A 20396-nucleotide genomic window follows, 5' to 3' on the forward strand; every position below is an offset into this window, starting at 1 on the left:
AAGGAGCCGCCGGGTGACGAGCCTCGAAGTCAGCGAAGAGACCGAAGATTCGGGACCCGGCGGTTACGCGGCGGCCCGGCTGCTCCTCCTCCAGGAGAAGGAGCGGCCCGGGCCGCCGCGCCGTGCCGCCCTCGCCCGGCTCACCGACGACTGGCTGGCCGGCCTCTTCGCCGCCGCCGCACCGCCCCGCGGGACCGCCCTCGTCGCCGTCGGCGGCTACGGACGCGCCGAACTCTCCCCGCGCAGCGACCTCGACCTCCTCCTGCTCCACGACGGCACCGCCGACCCGGCCGCCGTCGCCGCCCTCGCCGACCGCATCTGGTACCCCGTCTGGGACCTCGGCCTCGCCCTCGACCACTCCGTCCGCACCCCCGCCGAAGCCCGCGCCACCGCGGCCGAGGACCTCAAGGTCCACCTCGGCCTCCTCGACGCCCGGCCCGTCGCCGGAGACCACGGACTCGTCGCCGCCCTGCGCACCACCGTCCTCGCCGACTGGCGCAACCAGGCCACCGAGCGGCTCCCCGAACTCGACGCGCTCTGCCGCGAGCGCGCCGACCGCATGGGGGAGCTGCAGTACCTCCTCGAACCCGACCTCAAGGAGGCCAGAGGCGGCCTCCGCGACGCCCAGGTCCTGCGCGCCGTCGCCGCCTCCTGGCTCGCCGACGCCCCCCGCGAAGGCCTCGACGCCGCCCGTCGCCGCCTCCTCGACGCCCGCGACGCCCTCCACCTCGCCACCGGCCGCGCCACCGACCGGCTCGCCCTCCAGGAACAGGACGCCGTCGCCGCCGAACTGGGCCTCCTCGACGCCGACACCCTGCTCCGCGAGGTGTACGAAGCCGCGCGGACCATCTCGTACGCCACCGACGTCACCTGGCGCGAGGTCAACCGCGTGCTCAAGGCCCGCTCCACCCGTCCCCGGCTCCGCGCCCTCCTGAGCCGGAGCGGCGGCGGCCGCGGCGGCGCCAAACCGCCCGTCGAACGCACCCCGCTCGCCGAAGGCGTCGTCGAGATGGACGGCGAGGTCGTCCTCGCCCGCAGCGCCCGGCCCGAACGCGACCCCGTCCTGCCCCTCCGGGCCGCCGCGGCGGCGGCCCAGTCCGCCCTCCCGATCTCCCTGCACGCCGTGCGCCGCCTCGCCGCCGCCGCCAAACCCCTGCCGGCGCCCTGGCCCGCCGAGGCCCGCGAGGAACTCGTCACCCTCCTCGGCGCGGGCGAGGCCACCGTGCCCGTCTGGGAGGCCCTGGAGGCCGAAGGGCTCGTCACCCAGCTCCTCCCCGACTGGGAACGCGTCCGCTGCCGCCCCCAGCGCAACCCCGTCCACACCTGGACCGTCGACCGGCACCTCGTCGAGACCGCCGTACGGGCCTCCTCGCTCACCCGCCGCGTCGGCCGCCCCGACCTCCTCCTCGTCGCCGCCCTCCTCCACGACATCGGCAAGGGCTGGCCCGGCGATCACTCCGTCGCCGGCGAGACCATCGCCCGCGACCTCGCCGCCCGCATCGGCTTCGACCGCACCGACACCGCCGTCATCGCCACCGTCGTCCGCCACCACCTCCTCCTCGTCGAGACCGCCACCCGCCGCGACCTCGACGACCCCGCCACCATCCAGTCCGTCGCCACCGCCGTCGGCACCCTCGGCACCCTGGAGCTCCTGCACGCCCTCACCGAGGCCGACGCCCTCGCCACCGGCCCCGCCGCCTGGTCCACCTGGCGCGCCTCACTCGTCGCCGACCTGGTCAAACGCGTCGCCGGCGTCCTCGCGGGCGCACCCCTGCCCGACCCCGAGGCCGCCGCCCCCAGCGCCGAACAGGAACGCCTCGCGATCGAGGCCCTGCGCACCGGCGAACCCGTCCTGGCGCTGCGCACCGAACCCGTGATCGCGGAAGCCGCGGAAGCCGACGGTCCCGAGCCCGTCGGCGTCGAACTCCTCATCGCCCTGCCCGACCGGCCCGGCGTCCTCCCCGCCGTCGCCGGCGTCCTCGCCCTCCACCGGCTCACCGTCCGCGCCGCCGACCTCCGCGCCGTCGAACTCCCCGGCGGCCTCGGCTCCGGCCCCGTCCTCGTCCTCGACTGGCGCGTCGCCGCCGAGTACGGCTCCCTGCCCGAGGCCGCCCGGCTCCGCGCCGACCTCGTCCGCGCCCTCGACGGCTCCCTCGACATCCCCGCCCGCCTCGCCGAACGCGAGGCCGCCTACCCCCGCCGCCGGGGCCTCACCGCCCCGCCGCCCCGCGTCACCGTCGCCGCCGCCGACTCCCGCCTCGCCACCGTCATCGAGGTCCGCGCCCAGGACGCCCCCGGCCTCCTCCACCGCATCGGCCGCGCCCTGGAGGGCGCGGCGGTACGGGTACGGAGCGCCCACGTCTCCACCCTGGGCGCCAACGCCGTCGACACCCTGTACGTGACCCGCCCGGACGGCTCCCTCCTCACCGACGAGGAGGCGATCGACCTGGCCCGGGCCCTGGAGTCGGCGCTCCGCTGAACCCGTTCCACACCGCTTTCGCCCGCCGGATCCGGCGGGCGGGGGCACACACTTCGAGCGGCCCGATACCCTGGAGGGCAATCCGACCGCCCCCGACACCTGAGGATCCGCGACCGCCGTGTTCGATACCCTCTCCGACCGCCTTGCAGCGACCTTCAAGAACCTCCGCGGCAAGGGCCGTCTGTCCGAGGCGGACATCGACGCCACCGCGCGCGAGATCCGTATCGCACTGCTCGAAGCGGACGTCGCCCTGCCGGTCGTCCGCGCCTTCATCAAGCAGGTCAAGGAGCGCTCGCTGGGCGCGGAGGTCTCCCACGCCCTCAACCCCGCCCAGCAGGTCATCAAGATCGTCAACGACGAGCTGGTCGCCATCCTCGGCGGCGAGACCCGTCGTCTGCGGTTCGCCAAGACCGCGCCGACCGTGATCATGCTCGCCGGTCTCCAGGGTGCCGGTAAGACCACCCTCGCCGGAAAGCTCGGCCTCTGGCTGAAGAGCCAGGGCCACTCCCCGCTGCTCGTCGCCTGCGACCTCCAGCGCCCCAACGCCGTCACGCAGCTCTCCGTCGTCGCCGACCGCGCGGGCGTGGCCTTCTACGGCCCGCAGCCGGGCAACGGCGTCGGTGACCCGGTCCAGGTCGCGAAGGACTCGATCGAGTACGCGCGGACCAAGATGTACGACGTCGTCATCGTCGACACCGCCGGCCGCCTCGGCATCGACCAGGAGCTGATGCAGCAGGCCGCGGACATCCGTGACGCCGTCAGCCCCGACGAGGTCCTCTTCGTCGTCGACGCCATGATCGGTCAGGACGCGGTCAACACCGCAGAGGCCTTCCGCGACGGCGTCGGCTTCGACGGCGTCGTGCTCTCCAAGCTCGACGGCGACGCCCGCGGTGGTGCCGCGCTCTCCATCGCGCACGTCACCGGCAAGCAGATCATGTTCGCCTCCAACGGCGAGAAGCTGGACGAGTTCGACGCGTTCCACCCGGACCGCATGGCGTCCCGCATCCTCGGCATGGGCGACATGCTCTCCCTCATCGAGAAGGCGCAGCAGACCTTCGACGAGGAAGAGGCCGCCAAGATGGCCTCGAAGCTCGCCTCGAAGAAGGGCGAGGGCTTCACGCTCGACGACTTCCTGGCGCAGATGGAGCAGGTCCGCAAGATGGGCTCCATCTCGAAGCTCCTCGGGATGCTGCCCGGCATGGGTCAGATGAAGGAGCAGATCGCCAACATCGACGAGCGGGAGGTCGACCGCGTCGGCGCCATCATCAAGTCGATGACCCCGGCCGAGCGCCAGGACCCGACCATCATCAACGGCTCCCGGCGCGCCCGTATCGCCAAGGGCTCCGGCGTCGAGGTCAGCGCGGTCAAGGGCCTCGTCGAGCGGTTCTTCGAGGCCCGCAAGATGATGTCCCGCATGGCGCAGGGCGGCGGCATGCCGGGGATGCCCGGCATCCCGGGCATGGGCGGCGGCCCCGGCCGGCAGAAGAAGCAGGTCAAGCAGGCCAAGGGCAAGCGCAAGAGCGGCAACCCGATGAAGCGGAAGGCCGAGGAGCAGGCCGCGGCCGAGCGCCGCGAGCAGGGCCAGGCGGGCGGCGCCTTCGGTCTCCCGGCGGCGGGGCAGACCCCGAAGGACTTCGAGCTCCCGGACGAGTTCAAGAAGTTCATGGGCTGACGCTCGTACGAGTGAGGGGGCCGGGGCGGTGCGAAACCGCCCTTGGCTCTGACGAGAAGGGGCCCGGGGCGGTGCGAAACCGCCCCGGGCCCCTTCTCGTACGGTCGGACCACCCGTAATGCCGGGATTGTTCAGTTCTTCGATACTGGGGCCACTGCTGCCCCGAGGAGAGCCACGTGGCCAACCCCGTACCCCCGCGCGACCGGACCGACCAGCCCTGGCGCTCGGAAGGGGCCCCGCCGCCCCCGTCGCCGAAGAGGAGGATGCCGGGAGGCTGGGGCAGCCTCATCCTCACCGCGCTCGTCGTGTACCTGATCGCCAACGTCATCCTGTCGTTCTTCAACGAGGGCGACGGACCGACGATCTCGTACACCGAGTTCGACAAGCAGGTCGCCGCCGGCAACGTGACCAAGATCTACTCCAAGGGCGACGCGATCCAGGGGCAGCTGAAGAACAAGCAGCCCGTCCCCGACGGCGACGGCGACTACACCAAGTTCCAGACCCAGCGGCCCGCCTTCGCCGACGACGACCTCTGGGCCCAGCTGACCAAGCAGAACGTCACCGTCACCGCCCAGCCCGTCGTCCAGGAGCGCAGCTTCCTCGCCAACCTCCTCATCTCGCTCGCGCCGATGCTGCTCCTCGTCGTCCTGTGGGTGTTCATCGCCCGCCGGATGAGCGCCGGCATGGGCGGCGCGGGCGGGATGCTCGGCCGCAAGCAGCCGCCGAAACCGGTCGAGCTGGAGGGCGGCAAGCGCACCACCTTCGAGGACGTCGCTGGCATCGACGAGGTCGAGGGCGAGCTCAACGACGTCGTCGACTTCCTGAAGAACCCGCAGGCCTACCGCGAGATGGGCGCCAAGATGCCCCGCGGCGTGCTCCTCGCCGGCCCTCCCGGCACCGGCAAGACCCTGCTGGCCCGGGCCGTCGCGGGCGAGGCGGGCGTGCCGTTCTTCTCGGCCTCCGCCTCCGAGTTCATCGAGATGATCGTCGGCGTCGGCGCCTCCCGGGTCCGCGAACTGTTCGCCGAGGCCCGCAAGGTCGCCCCCGCGATCATCTTCATCGACGAGATCGACACCATCGGCCGGGCCCGCGGCGGCGGCTCCGGGATGGGCGGCCACGACGAGCGCGAGCAGACCCTCAACCAGATCCTCACCGAGATGGACGGCTTCACCGGCTCCGAGGGGGTCATCGTCCTCGCCGCCACCAATCGCGCCGACGTCCTGGACCCGGCCCTCACCCGGCCGGGCCGCTTCGACCGGATCGTCCACGTCAACCCGCCCGACCGGGGCGGCCGCGAGGCCATCCTCAAGATCCACACCCGGGAGATCCCGCTCGCCCAGGACGTCGACCTGGACCACGTGGCCCGCACGACCCCCGGCATGACCGGCGCCGATCTCGCCAACCTCGCCAACGAGGCCGCCCTCCTCGCCGTCAAACGCGACCAGCGGGCCGTCACCCAGTCCGATCTGTCCGACGCCCTGGAGAAGGTCCAGCTCGGCGCCGAACGGCCGCTCGTGATGCCCGCCGAGGAACGGCGCCGGACCGCGTACCACGAGAGCGGCCACGCCCTGCTCGGCATGCTCCAGCCCGGCGCCGACCCGGTCCGCAAGATCACCATCGTGCCGCGCGGCCGCGCCCTCGGCGTCACCCTGTCGACCCCCGACTCCGACAGGTACGCCTACACCGAGGACTACCTGCGGGGCCGGATCATCGGCGCCCTCGGCGGGATGGCGGCCGAGCAGGTCGTCTTCGGCGTCGTCACGACCGGCGCCGAGAGCGACCTGGAGCAGGTCACCAACATCGCCCGGGGCATGGCGGGACGCTGGGGCATGAGCGAGCGCGTCGGCCGGCTCACCGCCATCCCGAGCGACGCCCAGCAGGCGTACGGCCTCTCGGCCGCCCCCGCGACCCTCGACGCCGTCGACCACGAGATGCGCCGCATCGTCGACGAGTGCTACGAGAGCGCCGTACGGCAGCTCCGCGAGCACCGCGACCAGCTGGACGCGCTGGCCGCCGCCCTCCTGGCCAACGAGACGCTGGAGGAGGACGCGGCCTACCGCGCGGCGGGCATCACACGCCTGAAGAAGGACTCCTGAGGTCCCGAGGGGTTCTGAGGGGTTCTGGAGGGGTTCTGAGGGGTTCTGAGAGGGGGCTATCGCACCCGGGCGACGACGTACCGGAAGACGTTCGGCATCCACACCGTCCCGTCCGGACGCACGTACGGGGCGAGCGCCTCCTCGATCTCCTTCTCCACCTGGGACGGCTCCGTCGCCAGGACCGCCTCGTCGAAGACGCCCGTCGACAGCAGCCCGCGCACCGCGCTGCCCTCGTCCGCGTACCCGAACGGGCAGGCCACCCGGCCCGAACCGGCCGGGAGCAGCCCCGCCCCCGCCACCAGCGCGTCCAGGTCCGGCCCCGGCACGGGCCCGCGGTCCGCGAGCCGGGCCGCGACCCGCAGCACCGGCTCCGTGGCGCACCGCTCCGGCGGCCCCCACCCGGCGAGGACGACCGCCGCGCCCGGTTGGGCCGAACGGGTGAGCGTCCGGAGCTCCGGGAGCATCCCGTCCGTCGCGTGGAAGGCCGTGATCACGTCGTACGTGACAGACTCCGGCGGCTCCTCGGTGACCGTGACGCCCTCCGGCAGCCGCTCCCTCGCCAGCTCCGCGCGCGCGTGGTCCCGGTCCGCGCCGGCCACCCGGGCGCCCCGCGCCGCCGCCATCAGGAGCGCCAGGCCGGAGCCGCATCCCAGGCCCAGCAGCCGGCAGCCCGCGCCCACGCCCAGCCGGTCGTACACCGCCTCGTAGAGCGGGACCAGCATCCGCTCCTGGATCTCGGCCCAGTCGCGCGCGGGGTGGTGCGGGACGAGCGTAGGTGTCATGGAAAAGCGCCCCAATCCGTGCTCGGACGACAGCCCCCCGTAGTCAGGGAACTGCGCATCCCGGGCCGCGTCCAGTGCTCGCACCGGACCGATTGCCCCGGGGAGGGCCGGTGCGCCGCCTTGCGTCCGGACCGGGTAGGGTCCTCGCGACACCGCCCGGACCGCTCCGGTCCCCTTTTGGGGGCGCGCGCACCGCGGCCACGCGCCGGGGCGTATGCGCTACTACACACCGGCTTGACGATCTCTGCGTGACTTCTCCGCAGATCGGGGCACTGGCCCACGTCGGCACACATCAAGGGCAACTGACGGGTAAGTGCAAAATATTTGGGATGCCCCGGAATGGAACCCGGGGGCACTCCGGCTCGTTGTACGCGACGTGAGCACGACACCACCTGTTCTCGCCGCAGAGCTGGCACAGGCGTGGGCCGACATTCAGCGGCACCACCCCGAGCTGCCCGATCTTGCCGCGCCCGAGTCCCTGATCGGAGAGTCCTCGTCCGCCTGCGGCGCCGAACTCTCCTTCGAACGACTGCTCCACGAGGCAGTCCACGGCATCGCCGCCGCCCGAGGTGTCCGCGACACCTCCCGCGCCGGCCGCTACCACAACCGCAGATTCCTCGCGATCGCCGAGGAGATGGGCCTCGACCATCCCGAGGAGCCGCACGCCAGCAGCGGCTTCTCCCTGGTCACGCTCAACCCCGAGGCCAGGCGCCGCTACCGGCCCACCATCGAGCGGCTCCAGCGCGCCCTCAAGGCGCACACGGTCGCCACGGCGGCGGACACCAAGCGCTCCTTCCGCGGACCGGCCGCCCGGCACGGCTCCTCGGGCGGCGGCGTGCGCGTCAAGGCCGTCTGCGACTGCGGGCGGAACGTGCGCGTGGTGCCGTCCGTGCTGGCCCAGGCCCCGATCGTCTGCGGCGGCTGCGGCAAGCCCTTCCGCATCCCGGAGACGGTGGGCGCCGCCAACTGAGTCGGCGGCGTGTGGCACAATGGCTAGCTGTACTCGACAGTCGCACAGGACCCCTCTCTCCTCCGGCTGACGCGTCCATCGGGCATCCGAGTACCGCAACCCCACGTGGCATCTCAAGTGCCCAACCACGTCAAGACCAGGAGACACCACTCCAGTGGCAGTCAAGATCAAGCTCAAGCGCCTCGGTAAGATCCGCCAGCCGCACTACCGCATCGTCGTCGCCGACTCGCGCACCCGTCGTGACGGTCGCGCGATCGAGGAGATCGGCCTCTACCACCCGACGTACAACCCGTCGCGTATCGAGGTCGACTCCGAGCGTGCGCAGTACTGGCTGTCCGTCGGCGCCCAGCCGACCGAGCCGGTTCTCGCCATCCTGAAGCTCACCGGCGACTGGCAGAAGCACAAGGGTCTGCCGGCCCCCGAGAAGGCTCTGCTCGTCCCCGCCACGAAGGAGGCGAAGCGCGCCTCGTTCGACGAGTTCGCGAAGACCCTCGAGAGCGGCGACGACAAGGGTGAGGCCATCACCCCGAAGGCCAAGAAGGCCGACAAGAAGGCGGACGAGGCCGAGGCCGCGTCCACCGAGTCGACCGAGGCCTGATCATGCTCGAGGAGGCTCTCGAGCACCTCGTGAAGGGCATCGTCGACAACCCCGACGAGGTGCAGGTCGCCTCGCGCAACCTGCGCCGGGGCCGCGTGCTGGAGGTCCGGGTCCACCCCGACGACCTCGGCAAGGTGATCGGCCGCAACGGCCGCACCGCGCGTGCGCTGCGCACCGTCGTGGGCGCCATCGGCGGCCGGGGGATCCGCGTCGACCTCGTCGACGTGGACCAGGTCCGCTGAGCAGGCCGGCAGCATCACCTTAGTTGTGCCGGCACGGGCCGGGGAGGGCTGAAGAGCCCACCCCGGCCCGTTGTCGTACGTACGAGCTGTGTGACAGGAGAGTGTGGAGCAGTGCAGTTGGTAGTCGCGCGGATCGGCCGCGCCCACGGCATCAAGGGCGAGGTCACCGTCGAGGTGCGGACGGACGAGCCCGAGCTCAGGCTCGGCCCCGGAGCCGTCCTGCTCACCGACCCGGCCTCCGCCGGGCCGCTGACCATCGAGACCGGGCGCGTCCACAGCGGCCGGCTGTTGCTGCGCTTCGAGGGCGTCCGCGACCGCAACGGCGCCGAGGCCCTGCGCAACATCCTCCTCATCGCCGAGGTCGACCCCACGGAGGTGCCCGAGGAGGAGGACGAGTACTACGACCACCAGCTGATGGACCTCGACGTCGTCCTCGCCGACGGCACCGAGATCGGCCGGATCACCGAGATCTCCCACCTGCCGTCCCAGGACCTCTTCATCGTCGAGCGGCCCGACGGCACCGAGCTGATGATCCCCTTCGTCGAGGAGATCGTCACCGAGATCGACCTGGAGGAGCAGCGGGCCGTGATCGACCCGCCGCCCGGCCTGATCGACGACCGCGCCGAGATCGTCTCCTCGCGCGACGACGGCGCCGCGGCCGGTGAGGAGCAGGCATGAGGCTCGACGTCGTCACGATCTTCCCCGAGTACCTCGAACCGCTGAACGTCTCCCTCGTCGGCAAGGCACGCGCGCGCGGACAGCTGGACGTCCACGTGCACCACCTGCGCGACTGGACCTACGACCGGCACAACACGGTCGACGACACCCCCTACGGCGGCGGCCCCGGCATGGTCATGAAGACCGAGCCCTGGGGCGAGGCGCTCGACCAGACGCTCGCCGACGGCTACGAGGCGGGCGCGCACGGCCCGGTCCTCGTCGTCCCGACCCCCAGCGGCCGCCCCTTCACCCAGGAGCTCGCCGTCGAGCTCTCCGAGCGGCCCTGGCTGATCTTCACGCCGGCCCGCTACGAGGGCATCGACCGGCGCGTCGTGGACGAGTACGCGACCCGGATGCCCGTTTACGAGGTCTCCATCGGCGACTACGTCCTCGCCGGCGGGGAAGCGGCCGTCCTCGTCGTCACCGAGGCCGTCGCCCGCCTGCTGCCCGGCGTCCTCGGCAACGCCGAGTCCCACCGGGACGACTCCTTCGCCCCCGGCGCCATGGCCAACCTCCTGGAGGGCCCCGTCTACACCAAGCCCCCCGAGTGGCGCGGCCGGGGCATCCCCGACGTCCTCCTCAGCGGGCACCACGGCAAGATCGCCCGCTGGCGGCGCGACGAGGCCTTCCGGCGCACCGCGGCCCACCGGCCCGACCTCATCGAGCGCTGCGACCCCTCCGCCTTCGACAAGAAGGACCGCGAGATCCTCTCCATGATGGGGTGGGCGCCCGAGCCCGGCGGCCGATTTTGGCGCAGGGTCGAGGACGTGGAAGAATAGGCCGCTGTCGTCCGTCCGGCGCGCGCCCCTGCCACAGGGGGAACGACGCCGCCAGAAACGGACGACGCCCCCAATCATTCGAACGTACCGCTGATGACCTGTGGCATCAGCGAGGAAAGAGACCTCCATGGCCTCCCTGCTCGACCAGGTCAACGCGGGTTCGCTCCGCTCCGACCTCCCCGCCTTCCGTCCCGGCGACACCGTGAACGTCCACGTGCGCGTCATCGAGGGCAACCGCTCCCGTATCCAGCAGTTCAAGGGCGTCGTCATCCGCCGCCAGGGCTCGGGCGTCAGCGAGACCTTCACGGTCCGCAAGGTCTCGTTCTCCGTCGGCGTCGAGCGCACCTTCCCGGTGAACAGCCCGATCTTCGAGAAGATCGAGCTCGTGACCCGCGGTGACGTCCGTCGCGCCAAGCTCTACTACCTGCGCGAGCTGCGCGGCAAGGCTGCCAAGATCAAGGAGAAGCGCGACCGCTGAGCTCAGGCTCCCGGCACGCGCGACGCTTCCGACTCCCCGCACAGGCAGGCCGGATAGGCTCTGCCAGCGATGGACACCGAAGCACAGCACACGGAGCGCGACCCCTCTTCCGACACGGATTCGTCCGGTACGGAGGAAGGGTCGCGCTCCGCGCGCGTTTCCGACGATTCCGGCGATTCCGGGCGTGAAGAGCCTATGGAGCCCGTGGAGCCCGTGGAGCCCGCGGCGGCCGAAGAGCGGCACCCCGCCCCCTCCTGGCGGCGCACCGCCCTCGTGGGCGGCGCCTGCGTCGCCTTCCTGCTGCTCCTGAGTCACTTCGTGATCCAGCCGTTCCTGATCCCCAGCGGCTCCATGGAGCCGACGCTCCAGGTCGGCGACCGGATCCTCGTGAACAAGCTGGCGTACCGTTTCGGCAGCGAGCCGGCCCGCGGTGACGTCGTCGTCTTCGACGGCACCGGCTCCTTCGTACGGGAACAGCCGCAGGGCAATCCCGTCACCGGGCTCCTGCACGACGGGGCGGCCGCTCTCGGCCTCGCCGAGCCCGACGAGACCGACTTCGTGAAGCGGGTCGTCGGCACCGGCGGCGACCGGGTCGTCTGCTGCGACAAGGACGGCCGGCTCACCGTCAACGGCGTCCCCGTCGAGGAGACGTACGTGATGCTCGGCGACCGGCCCTCCAGCGTGCCCTTCGACATCGTCGTCCCGCAGGACAGGCTCTGGGTCATGGGCGACCACCGCAGCCAGTCCAGCGACTCCCGCGACCACCTCGGCAACCCCGGCGGCGGCATGGTCCCCGTCGACAAGGTCATCGGCCGCGCCGACTGGATCGCCTGGCCCTTCGGCCGCTGGTCCACCGTGGCCGGCACCGACGCCTTCGCCCGCGTACCGGCCCCGCCGGCCGGCGGACACGGAGCGGGAGCCCATGGGTAGCCGGGGCCGTCCGCCCGGCGGGCCCGCCCACGGCCCCGACGGCGGACCGGGCGCCACCCTGCCCGGCCGGGCCGAGCGCCGCAGACTCGCCCGCAAGGTCAAACGGCGCCGGCAGCGCTCCGCGATCCGCGAGATCCCGGTGCTCATCACCGTGGCCGTGCTCATCGCGCTCGTCCTCAAGACCTTCCTGGTCCAGGCGTTCGTCATCCCCTCCGGCTCCATGGAGCAGACGATCCGCATCTCCGACCGGGTCCTCGTCGACAAGCTCACGCCCTGGTTCGGCTCCCGCCCGCAGCGCGGCGACGTCGTCGTCTTCAAGGACCCCGGCAACTGGCTCCAGCAGGAGGCCACGCCGCCCGCCGACGACCCGATCGGCATCAAGCAGGCCAAGCAGGCCCTCACCTTCATCGGACTGCTGCCCTCCGCCGACGACCGGGACCTCATCAAGCGGGTCATCGCCGTCGGCGGCGACACCGTCCGCTGCTGCGGCGAGGACGGCCGGCTCACCGTCAACGGCGTCCCGCTGGACGAGCCGTACCTGCATCCCGGAAACCCGCCGTCCACGATCCCCTTCGAGGTGAAGGTCCCGCAGGGCCGCATCTTCGTCATGGGCGACCACCGCTCCGACTCGGCCGACTCCCGCTTCCACCTCGACGAGAAGGACCACGGCACCGTCTCCGAGGAACAGATCGTCGGCCGTGCCGTGGTGATCGCCTGGCCCTTCGGGCACTGGCGCCGCCTGGAGGAGCGCGAGACGTTCTCCGCCGTACCGGACGCCAGTACGAGGTCCGCGACCGCATCCGATCTGTCGCATAGTGTGTCCCAGCGGAATCTGAACGGATTGCCCGGGCTCCCGACCCCTGCGGAACTTCTGCTCGTTATGGGAGTGGTGGGCCTGTCCCTGACCCGGGGCGGGCGTTCGCACGGACTGAGGAGTGGATGTGGGGGATTTGGCCGTCGGCGCACGATCCGGACACGATGAGCCCGAGAAGAGGGCCGACGGGGCCTTCGGCGATGACACGACGGGTGACGACGTGACGGGTGACGAGCAGGCGCAGCCGCCGGGCGGTACGCCGGGCGAGGGCGACGACGCGGCGAGCGGGTCCGGCAAGGGCCCGAAGAAGCAGCGTTCCTTCTGGAAGGAACTGCCCCTCCTCATCGGCATCGCCCTGGTGCTCGCCCTGCTGATCAAGACCTTCCTGGTACAGGCGTTCTCGATCCCCTCGGAATCGATGATGAACACCCTCCAGAAGGGCGACCGCGTCCTCGTCGACAAACTGACCCCCTGGTTCGGCTCCGAGCCCGAGCGCGGCGAGGTCGTCGTCTTCCACGACCCGGGCGGCTGGCTGGAAGGCCAGGAAGCACCCAAGCCGAACGTCGTGCAGAAGTTCCTCAGCTTCATCGGCCTCATGCCGTCCGCCGAGGAGAAGGACCTCATCAAGCGCGTCATCGCCGTCGGCGGCGACACCGTCTCCTGCAAGGAGGGCGGCAAGGTCGTCCTCAACGGCGTGGCACTCGACGAGAGCTCCTACCTCGCCCCCGGCGCCGTGCCCTGCCAGGACTCCTTCGGCCCGATCAAGGTCCCCAAGGACCGCATCTGGGTCATGGGCGACAACCGCCAGAACTCCCTGGACTCCCGCTTCCACCAGCAGCTCCCCGGCGGCGGAACCGTCTCCAACGACGAGGTCGTGGGCCGCGCCGTCGTGATCGCCTGGCCCGTCACCCGCTGGGCCACGCTCCCCATCCCCGACGTCTTCGACCAGCCCGCACTCAACAAGGCCATGGCCGCCGCCCCCGCCGGAGCGGCCGGTCTCGCCGGAGCGCTCCCGCTCGTGCTGTGGCGCCGGAAGAAGCAGGCCGCACGCCATACCGCCGAGTAGCGACCCGCGGGTAGGGTGCCGTCCCGGACCGTCGACAGACCTACGGTCCGCCGACAGACCTGCGGGGTGCGCACATGAGCGGAACCATACGGACCAAAGGCGGCCACGGCCGCCTCGGCAGCACGCTGTCGGGGCTGGCCGTGGCCGTCGGCTGTGTGCTCTTCCTCGGCGGATTCGTCTGGGGAGCCGTGCTCTACCAGCCGTACACCGTCCCCACCGACTCCATGACCCCCACCCTCGACGTCGGATCCAAGATCCTCGCCCAGCGGATCGACGGCGACGAGGTACGACGCGGTGACGTCGTCGTCTTCACCGACCCCCTCTGGGGCTCCTCGCCCATGGTCAAGCGGGTCGCCGCCGTCGGCGGCGACACCGTCGCCTGCTGCGACCGCGACGGGCGGCTCACCGTGAACGGCAAGCCCGTCGACGAGCCCTACCTGCGGCCCGGACCCGGCGGCCGGACGGTCGCCTCCGGCACGGACTTCTCCGTGACCGTCCCCCGCGACAACCTCTTCCTCCTCGGCGACGACCGGCACACCTCGCTCGACTCCCGTACGCACATGGAAGAGGCCGGACAGGGCACCGTGCCCCGCTCCACGGTCGTCGGCAGGGTCGACGCCGTCGTCTGGCCCGCCAAGGGCCTCCTCGCGCCCCCCGAGGGCTTCGCCGACCTCCCGGGCGGCACCTCGCGACCCGGGCCGTTCAAGGCGCTCTTCACGGCCATCACGACCGGCACAGCGCTGATCCTCCTCGGAGCCGCCTACGGCCCGGCGGCCCGCCGTCTGACCCGCCGGCGGCCCGCCGGGCCGCGGCCCGGCGCACGCGAGAAGGTGGGGGCATGAGAGCGTCCGCGCCAGGGCCGGCCCCCGGAGCGGGACCCGCCACACGACGGGTCGCGCGGATCGTCCTGCTCGACCCCGACGACCGCATCCTGCTCATGCACGGCCACGAGCCCACCGACCCGGACGACAACTGGTGGTTCACCCCGGGCGGCGGCCTGGAGGGCGACGAGACCCGGGAAGAGGCCGCCCTGCGCGAACTCGCCGAGGAGACCGGCATCACCGACGTCGACCTCGGCCCCGTGCTCTGGAAGCGGTACTGCTCCTTCCCCTTCGACGGGCGCCGCTGGGACCAGGACGAGTGGTACTACCTGGCCCGCACCCGCCGGAGCGAGGCAGCACCCCGGCCCCAGGCCCTCACCGAACTCGAGACCCGCAGCCTCGCGGGCCTCAGATGGTGGACCTCCGCCGAACTGTCGGCGGCCCGTGAGACGGTGTACCCGACCAGACTCGCCGAGCTGCTGCGCACGCTGCTCGACGAGGGACCTCCGAGTGCACCGCTGGTTCTCGCCCCGGAAATCGTTTAGGGACGCGTACGACTGGCGCACAATAGGGGGACGCACGGCTGAAGGGGAACATGCCATGAGCGCCGAGGACCTCGAGAAGTACGAGACCGAGATGGAGCTGAAGCTCTACCGGGAGTACCGCGACGTCGTCGGGCTGTTCAAATACGTGATCGAGACCGAGCGGCGCTTCTACCTCACCAACGACTACGAGATGCAGGTGCACTCGGTACAGGGCGAGGTCTTCTTCGAAGTCAGCATGGCCGACGCCTGGGTCTGGGACATGTACAGGCCCGCCAGGTTCGTCAAGCAGGTCCGCGTCCTGACCTTCAAGGACGTCAACATCGAGGAACTCAACAAGAGCGACCTCGAACTCCCCGGCAGCTGAGGCGGCGGCACTCCCGCCTCCTCTCCCGTCACCCCAGACCGAAACCACCCGCAAGGGTGACGAGGTTCTCCACAGCCCCCCAACCGTCCACAGCACCACACGCGGCCCGCCGCACTCCGTCACAGTCGGTGACGGAGGTGGTACCGCATGAACAAGACCCAAGCCCTCGGACGGTACGGCGAGGAGCTGGCGACCCGCCGGCTCACCGCGACCGGCATGCACATCCTCGCCCGCAACTGGCGCTGCGGCCGGACCGGCGAGATCGACATCGTCGCCCGCGACGGCGACACCCTCGTCATCTGCGAGGTCAAGACCCGCCGCGACGGCGCATACGAACACCCCATGGCCGCCATCACACCCGGCAAGGCCGAACGACTCCGCCGCCTCGCCGCCTGCTGGCTCGACCGCAACGACACCCCGGCCCCCGCCGGCGGCGTCCGCATCGACCTCGTCGGCATCGTCCTGCCCCACAAGGGCGCCCCCGTCCTCACCCACGCCCAGGGGGTGGCCTGATGGGATTCGCCCGCACCTGCTCCGTCGCCCTCGTCGGCGTCGAAGGCGTCGTCGTCGAGGTCCAGGCCGACCTCGAACCCGGCGTGGCCGCCTTCACCCTCGTCGGCCTCCCCGACAAAAGCCTCAGCGAGAGCCGCGACCGAGTCCGCGCCGCCGTCGTCAACTCCGGCGCCGAATGGCCCCAGAAAAAGCTCACCGTCGGCCTCAGCCCCGCATCCGTCCCGAAAGGCGGCTCCGGATTCGACCTCGCCGTCGCCGCCGCCGTACTCGGCGCCGCCGAGCGCATCGACCCACGCACCATCGCCGACCTCGTCCTCATCGGCGAACTCGGCCTCGACGGACGCGTCCGGCCCGTCCGCGGCGTCCTGCCCGCCGTCCTCGCCGCCGCCGACGCCGGATACACCCAGGTCGTCGTCCCCGAACAGACCGCCGGCGAGGCCTCACTCGTCCCCGGCGTCTCCGTCCTCGGCGTCCGCAGCCTCCGCCAACTGATCGCCGTCCTCACCGACGAACCCGTCCCCGACGAAGAAGCCACCGAACAAGGCCGACCCGACGCCATGCTCGCCGGACTCCTCGTCCCCGGCGCCGGCCTCGGCACCGGACTCGCCGCCGACCCCACCGAAGGACCCGACCTCGCCGACGTCGCAGGCCAGCACCGAGCCCGCCTCGCCCTGGAGATCGCCGCCGCCGGCAGCCACCACCTGCTCCTCTCCGGCCCACCCGGCGCCGGAAAGACCATGCTGGCCGAACGAATCCCCGGCATCCTCCCGCCCCTCACCCGACAGGAATCCCTGGAAGTCACCGCCGTCCACTCCGTCGCCGGCATCCTCCCGCCCGGCGAACCCCTCGTCCGCCGCGCCCCCTACTGCGCACCCCACCACTCCGCCACCATGCAATCCCTTGTCGGCGGCGGCAACGGCCTCCCCAGGCCCGGAGCCGTCTCCCTCGCCCACCGAGGCGTCCTGTTCCTGGACGAGGCCCCGGAGTTCTCCGGCAAGGCCCTCGACGCACTCCGCCAGCCACTCGAATCCGGACACGTCGTCATCGCCCGCGCCGCCGGCGTCGTCCGCCTCCCCGCACGCTTCCTCCTCACCCTCGCCGCCAACCCCTGCCCCTGCGGCCGGCACACCCTCCACGGCGCCGGCTGCGAATGCCCCGCCTCCGTCGTCCGCCGCTACCAGGCACGGCTCTCCGGACCCCTGCTCGACCGCGTCGACCTCCGCGTGGAAGTCGAACCCGTCACCCGCGCCGACCTCCTCGGAGAGGGCGGCCGGGGCGAAACCACCGCCACCGTCGCCGCCCGCGTCCACGAAGCCCGCGCCCGAGCCGCCGCCCGCCTCGCCGACACCCCCTGGAAGGTCAACAGCGAGATCCCCGGACACGAACTCCGCACCCGCTACCTCGCCGAACCCGGAGCCCTCGCCACGGCCGAACGCGACATCGAACGCGGACTGCTCACCGCCCGCGGCCTCGACCGCGTACTCCGCGTCGCCTGGACCGTCGCCGACCTGACCGGACACGACCGACCCGACAGCCACGACATCGCCCTCGCCCTCGAACTGCGCACCGGCATCGCCCGCGGCGTACCCGTCGGAGCAGGAGAGCGCCCATGAACACCACCCCCGCAGCCACCGACGAGCACCTGGCCCGCGCCGCCCTCAGCCGCGCCGTAGAACCCGGCGACGAACACGCCGGCCGGTGGCTCCGCGAATACGGCGCCACCGGCTTCCTCGACCGCCTCCTCCACACCACGGACGACCCCACCCCCTTCCCCGGCACCGGACCCAAACGCGTCACCTCCTGGCGCCAACGCGCCGCCGCCGCCCGCCCCCGCCACGACCTCGACACCATCCACACCCTCGGCGGCCGCTTCCTCGTCCCCGGCGACACCGAATGGCCCCGTCAACTCGACGACCTCGGCGACGCCCGCCCCATCGGCCTCTGGATCCGCGGCCCCGCCGACCTCCGCACCTGGGCCCTGCGGTCCGTCGCCCTCGTCGGCGCCCGCGCCTGCACCCCGTACGGCGCCCACACCGCCGCCGACCTCGCCGCCGGCCTCAGCCGACAGGGCTGGGTCGTCGTCTCCGGAGCCGCCTACGGCATCGACGGCGCCGCCCACCGAGGCGCCCTCGCCGCCGGCGGCGCCACCGTCGCCGTCCTCGCCTGCGGCGTCGACACCCCGTACCCCCGCGGCCACGACCGGCTCATCCGGCGCGTCGCGGAACAAGGCCTGGTCGTCGGCGAGTTGCCACCCGACAGCCACCCCACCCCCAGCCGCTTCATCCTCCGCAACCGCGTCATCGCCGCCCTCACCAGAGGAACCGTCGTCGTCGAAGCCCAGCACCGCAGCGGCTCCCTCGTCACCGCCCGCGCCGCCGCCCGGCTCGGCCGCCACACCATGGGCGTCCCCGGCCCCGTCACCAGCACACTCTCCGCCGGCGTCCACGAACTCCTGCGCGGCGACGCCACGCTCGTCACCGACGCCGACGAGATCATCGAACTCGTCGGCGCCATCGGCCAGCTCGCCCCCGCACGCCGCGGCCCCGTCCTGCCCCGCGACCTCCTCGCCCCCGCCACCGCGCACATCCTCGAAGCCGTCCCCGCCCGCGGCCCCACGCCCACCACCGTCATCGCCCGCCGAGCCGCGACCACCCCCGACGACACCCTCGCCAGGCTGTACGAACTCCACTCCCTCGGCTTCGTCGAACGGCGCGGAGAAGGCTGGCAGTTGACGAACACCGCGACACAAGCGTCGAACGCGCGGCGAGGCGGTACTTGACCTGGGGCATTCGGGTGAAAAGGTGATGGCGATGAACAATCGAGTTCTCTCGGCCGCACCCGAGGGGCCGACACGCGCCACGGCCCGGGTTCGAAGATGTGGCCGACCGCGTCCACCCGGAGCGGCGCGATCCGCCGATGTTCGCTCACCGCGACAGCACACTCACGCTACGCTCACCAGGATTCCCCCCAGGACACCCACACCGACACACCCGACAGCAGAACGGCTCAAGGCAACGCATGCCCCAGCACACCTCCGGGTCTGACCGCGCTGCGGTGCCCCCAGCAGCCCGGGGCACCGTGCGACCACCCGCACCGACCTCCCTCGACGAGCTCTGGCGCTCGTACAAGGACAGCGGCGACGAACGGCTGCGGGAACAGCTGATCCTGCACTACTCGCCGCTCGTCAAATACGTCGCCGGACGGGTCAGCGTGGGGCTGCCGTCCAACGTGGAACAGGCCGACTTCGTCTCCTCCGGAGTCTTCGGCCTCATCGACGCCATCGAGAAATTCGACGTCGAGCGGGCCATCAAATTCGAGACGTACGCCATCACCCGCATCCGCGGCGCCATGATCGACGAACTCCGCGCCCTGGACTGGATCCCGCGCTCCGTCCGCCAGAAGGCCCGCAACGTCGAACGCGCCTACGCCACCCTCGAAGCCCAGCTCCGCCGCACCCCCTCCGAGACCGAGGTCGCCGCGGAGATGGAGATCACGCTGGAGGAACTGCACGCGGTCTTCAGCCAGTTGTCCCTGGCGAACGTCGTCGCCCTGGAAGAACTGCTGCACGTCGGCGGCGAGGGCGGCGACCGCCTCTCCCTCATGGACACCCTCGAGGACACCGCCGCCGACAACCCCGTCGAGGTCGCCGAGGACCGCGAGCTGCGCCGGCTCCTCGCCCGCGCCATCAACACGCTCCCCGAGCGGGAGAAGACCGTCGTCACGCTCTACTACTACGAGGGCCTCACCCTCGCCGAGATCGGCCACGTCCTCGGCGTCACCGAGAGCCGCGTCAGCCAGATCCACACCAAGTCCGTCCTCCAGCTCCGCGCCAAGCTGGCCGACGTCGGACGCTGACCGCGCCCGAGCCGGTCGTACAGTGGAGCCGTGCCCAGGATTCGAGCGGCCTCGGTGGCCGAGCACCGGACGATGCAGCGCGGCGCCCTCCTGGACGCCGCACGTTCCCTGTTGTCCGAGGGCGGTACGGAGGCGCTGACCTTCCCCGCCCTCGCCGAGCGCACGGGCCTCGCCCGCTCGTCGGTCTACGAGTACTTCCGGTCGCGCGCCGCCGTCGTCGAAGAGCTGTGCGCCGTCGACTTCCCCGTCTGGGCCGCCGAGGTCGAGGCCGCCATGGCCGGCGCCGATACGCCCCGCGGCAAGGTCGAGGCGTACGTCCGCAAGCAGCTCGACCTCGTCGGGGACCGCCGCCACCGGGCGGTCGTCGCCATCTCGGCCGGCGAACTGGACGACGGCGCCCGCGAGAAGATCCGCGCCGCCCACGGCGGCCTCGTCGCCATGATCGTCGAAGCCCTCGCCGCCCTGGGCCAGCCCCAGCCCCGCCTGGGCGCCATGCTCCTCCAGGGCGTCGTCGACGCCGCGGCCCGCCGCATCGAACTCGGCGCGGCCGAAGACCCGACGGACATCGCCGAGGCGGCGGTCACGATGGCCCTCAACGGCGTCGGCGGCCCTCCGGCCTGATCGATCGGTGGGGGCTTCCCCCCGCCCCCCCGCCCCCCCCCCCCCCCCCCCGCC

General features: G+C 72.1%; 21 protein-coding genes. 20 read left to right on the plus strand and 1 reads right to left on the minus strand.

The window, feature by feature from the left end:
• The first annotated feature begins 13 nt into the window (after positions 1-13).
• From ACN9M0_RS26580 to ftsH, 3 genes are all read left to right on the plus strand, one after another.
• Positions 14-2479 (plus strand): [protein-PII] uridylyltransferase, encoded by a 2466-nt coding sequence (locus ACN9M0_RS26580; RefSeq protein WP_426404323.1) that lies wholly within the window; start codon positions 14-16, stop codon positions 2477-2479.
• Positions 2480-2597: 118 nt separating this feature from the next.
• Positions 2598-4151: a signal recognition particle protein gene (gene ffh / locus ACN9M0_RS26585; protein ID WP_366038735.1), complete on the plus strand. Its 1554-nt coding sequence runs from the start codon at positions 2598-2600 to the stop codon at positions 4149-4151.
• A gap of 176 nt (positions 4152-4327) precedes the next feature.
• Positions 4328-6247, plus strand: a complete 1920-nt coding sequence (gene ftsH / locus ACN9M0_RS26590; RefSeq protein ID WP_426404324.1) for an ATP-dependent zinc metalloprotease FtsH — start codon at positions 4328-4330, stop codon at positions 6245-6247.
• A 56-nt stretch (positions 6248-6303) separates the two neighbouring features.
• On the opposite strand, the gene ACN9M0_RS26595 is transcribed toward ftsH, so the two are convergent.
• Complete coding sequence (locus tag ACN9M0_RS26595) at positions 6304-7029, minus strand: methyltransferase domain-containing protein (RefSeq protein ID WP_426404325.1); 726 nt, start codon at positions 7027-7029, stop codon at positions 6304-6306.
• A 376-nt stretch (positions 7030-7405) separates the two neighbouring features.
• Between ACN9M0_RS26595 and ACN9M0_RS26600 the strand changes: the two genes are divergently transcribed.
• From ACN9M0_RS26600 to ACN9M0_RS26680, 17 genes are all read left to right on the plus strand, one after another.
• Positions 7406-7999: a hypothetical protein gene (locus ACN9M0_RS26600; RefSeq protein WP_030690647.1), complete on the plus strand. Its 594-nt coding sequence runs from the start codon at positions 7406-7408 to the stop codon at positions 7997-7999.
• Positions 8000-8153: 154 nt separating this feature from the next.
• Positions 8154-8597: a 30S ribosomal protein S16 gene (gene rpsP, locus ACN9M0_RS26605; protein ID WP_053644511.1), complete on the plus strand. Its 444-nt coding sequence runs from the start codon at positions 8154-8156 to the stop codon at positions 8595-8597.
• 2 nt (positions 8598-8599) lie between these two features.
• Positions 8600-8839, plus strand: a complete 240-nt coding sequence (locus tag ACN9M0_RS26610) for an RNA-binding protein (RefSeq protein ID WP_020868149.1) — start codon at positions 8600-8602, stop codon at positions 8837-8839.
• A 111-nt stretch (positions 8840-8950) separates the two neighbouring features.
• On the plus strand, positions 8951-9517 hold the full coding sequence (rimM, locus tag ACN9M0_RS26615) for a ribosome maturation factor RimM (RefSeq protein ID WP_366038732.1): 567 nt from the start codon (positions 8951-8953) through the stop codon (positions 9515-9517).
• Positions 9514-10335, plus strand: coding sequence for a tRNA (guanosine(37)-N1)-methyltransferase TrmD (trmD, locus tag ACN9M0_RS26620; RefSeq protein ID WP_426404326.1), 822 nt, complete (start codon positions 9514-9516; stop codon positions 10333-10335). The genes rimM and trmD overlap by 4 nt, the downstream gene beginning before the upstream one ends.
• 127 nt (positions 10336-10462) lie before the next feature.
• On the plus strand, positions 10463-10813 hold the full coding sequence (gene rplS, locus ACN9M0_RS26625) for a 50S ribosomal protein L19 (protein ID WP_015036473.1): 351 nt from the start codon (positions 10463-10465) through the stop codon (positions 10811-10813).
• 69 nt (positions 10814-10882) lie between these two features.
• Positions 10883-11743, plus strand: a complete 861-nt coding sequence (gene lepB, locus ACN9M0_RS26630; RefSeq protein WP_426404327.1) for a signal peptidase I — start codon at positions 10883-10885, stop codon at positions 11741-11743.
• Positions 11736-12725 carry a signal peptidase I gene (gene lepB, locus ACN9M0_RS26635; RefSeq protein ID WP_399695987.1) on the plus strand — a complete coding sequence of 330 codons (990 nt, stop codon included), beginning with the start codon at positions 11736-11738 and terminating at the stop codon, positions 12723-12725. Before lepB (ACN9M0_RS26630) ends, lepB (ACN9M0_RS26635) begins: the two co-directional genes overlap by 8 nt.
• Positions 12694-13623 carry a signal peptidase I gene (lepB, locus tag ACN9M0_RS26640; RefSeq protein ID WP_366038758.1) on the plus strand — a complete coding sequence of 310 codons (930 nt, stop codon included), beginning with the start codon at positions 12694-12696 and terminating at the stop codon, positions 13621-13623. Before lepB (ACN9M0_RS26635) ends, lepB (ACN9M0_RS26640) begins: the two co-directional genes overlap by 32 nt.
• A gap of 74 nt (positions 13624-13697) precedes the next feature.
• Positions 13698-14465, plus strand: coding sequence for a signal peptidase I (gene lepB, locus ACN9M0_RS26645; RefSeq protein WP_426404328.1), 768 nt, complete (start codon positions 13698-13700; stop codon positions 14463-14465).
• Positions 14462-14989 carry an NUDIX hydrolase gene (locus ACN9M0_RS26650; protein WP_426404329.1) on the plus strand — a complete coding sequence of 176 codons (528 nt, stop codon included), beginning with the start codon at positions 14462-14464 and terminating at the stop codon, positions 14987-14989. The genes lepB (ACN9M0_RS26645) and ACN9M0_RS26650 overlap by 4 nt, the downstream gene beginning before the upstream one ends.
• A gap of 55 nt (positions 14990-15044) precedes the next feature.
• Positions 15045-15353 (plus strand): DUF2469 domain-containing protein, encoded by a 309-nt coding sequence (locus ACN9M0_RS26655; protein WP_005311352.1) that lies wholly within the window; start codon positions 15045-15047, stop codon positions 15351-15353.
• A gap of 147 nt (positions 15354-15500) precedes the next feature.
• On the plus strand, positions 15501-15866 hold the full coding sequence (locus tag ACN9M0_RS26660; RefSeq protein ID WP_399695986.1) for a YraN family protein: 366 nt from the start codon (positions 15501-15503) through the stop codon (positions 15864-15866).
• Entirely contained in the window at positions 15866-17479 is a 1614-nt protein-coding gene (locus ACN9M0_RS26665; RefSeq protein ID WP_426404330.1) for a YifB family Mg chelatase-like AAA ATPase, read from the plus strand. The genes ACN9M0_RS26660 and ACN9M0_RS26665 overlap by 1 nt, the downstream gene beginning before the upstream one ends.
• On the plus strand, positions 17476-18645 hold the full coding sequence (dprA, locus tag ACN9M0_RS26670) for a DNA-processing protein DprA (protein WP_366038723.1): 1170 nt from the start codon (positions 17476-17478) through the stop codon (positions 18643-18645). Before ACN9M0_RS26665 ends, dprA begins: the two co-directional genes overlap by 4 nt.
• 239 nt (positions 18646-18884) lie before the next feature.
• Complete coding sequence (gene whiG, locus ACN9M0_RS26675; RefSeq protein WP_366038722.1) at positions 18885-19721, plus strand: RNA polymerase sigma factor WhiG; 837 nt, start codon at positions 18885-18887, stop codon at positions 19719-19721.
• A gap of 72 nt (positions 19722-19793) precedes the next feature.
• Positions 19794-20342: a TetR/AcrR family transcriptional regulator gene (locus ACN9M0_RS26680; protein WP_366038757.1), complete on the plus strand. Its 549-nt coding sequence runs from the start codon at positions 19794-19796 to the stop codon at positions 20340-20342.
• Positions 20343-20396: the final 54 nt, after the last annotated feature.

The organism is Streptomyces sp. R-07 (assembly GCF_049913175.1).
In the GTDB taxonomy this organism is placed as follows: Bacteria; Actinomycetota; Actinomycetes; order Streptomycetales; family Streptomycetaceae; genus Streptomyces.

Excerpts from the sequence above, each read along its gene's own strand:
- lepB (WP_426404327.1), top strand. The coding sequence starts at position 10,883 with ATGGACACCGAAGCACAGCACACGGAGCGCGACCCCTCTTCCGACACG.
- trmD (WP_426404326.1), top strand. The coding sequence starts at position 9,514 with ATGAGGCTCGACGTCGTCACGATCTTCCCCGAGTACCTCGAACCGCTG.
- ACN9M0_RS26680 (WP_366038757.1), top strand. The coding sequence starts at position 19,794 with ATGCAGCGCGGCGCCCTCCTGGACGCCGCACGTTCCCTGTTGTCCGAG.
- ACN9M0_RS26595 (WP_426404325.1), bottom strand. The coding sequence starts at position 7,029 with ATGACACCTACGCTCGTCCCGCACCACCCCGCGCGCGACTGGGCCGAG.
- ACN9M0_RS26655 (WP_005311352.1), top strand. The coding sequence starts at position 15,045 with ATGAGCGCCGAGGACCTCGAGAAGTACGAGACCGAGATGGAGCTGAAG.
- dprA (WP_366038723.1), top strand. The coding sequence starts at position 17,476 with ATGAACACCACCCCCGCAGCCACCGACGAGCACCTGGCCCGCGCCGCC.
- ACN9M0_RS26665 (WP_426404330.1), top strand. The coding sequence starts at position 15,866 with ATGGGATTCGCCCGCACCTGCTCCGTCGCCCTCGTCGGCGTCGAAGGC.
- ACN9M0_RS26650 (WP_426404329.1), top strand. The coding sequence starts at position 14,462 with ATGAGAGCGTCCGCGCCAGGGCCGGCCCCCGGAGCGGGACCCGCCACA.
- lepB (WP_399695987.1), top strand. The coding sequence starts at position 11,736 with ATGGGTAGCCGGGGCCGTCCGCCCGGCGGGCCCGCCCACGGCCCCGAC.
- whiG (WP_366038722.1), top strand. The coding sequence starts at position 18,885 with ATGCCCCAGCACACCTCCGGGTCTGACCGCGCTGCGGTGCCCCCAGCA.
- ACN9M0_RS26610 (WP_020868149.1), top strand. The coding sequence starts at position 8,600 with ATGCTCGAGGAGGCTCTCGAGCACCTCGTGAAGGGCATCGTCGACAAC.
- ACN9M0_RS26660 (WP_399695986.1), top strand. The coding sequence starts at position 15,501 with ATGAACAAGACCCAAGCCCTCGGACGGTACGGCGAGGAGCTGGCGACC.
- rplS (WP_015036473.1), top strand. The coding sequence starts at position 10,463 with ATGGCCTCCCTGCTCGACCAGGTCAACGCGGGTTCGCTCCGCTCCGAC.
- lepB (WP_426404328.1), top strand. The coding sequence starts at position 13,698 with ATGAGCGGAACCATACGGACCAAAGGCGGCCACGGCCGCCTCGGCAGC.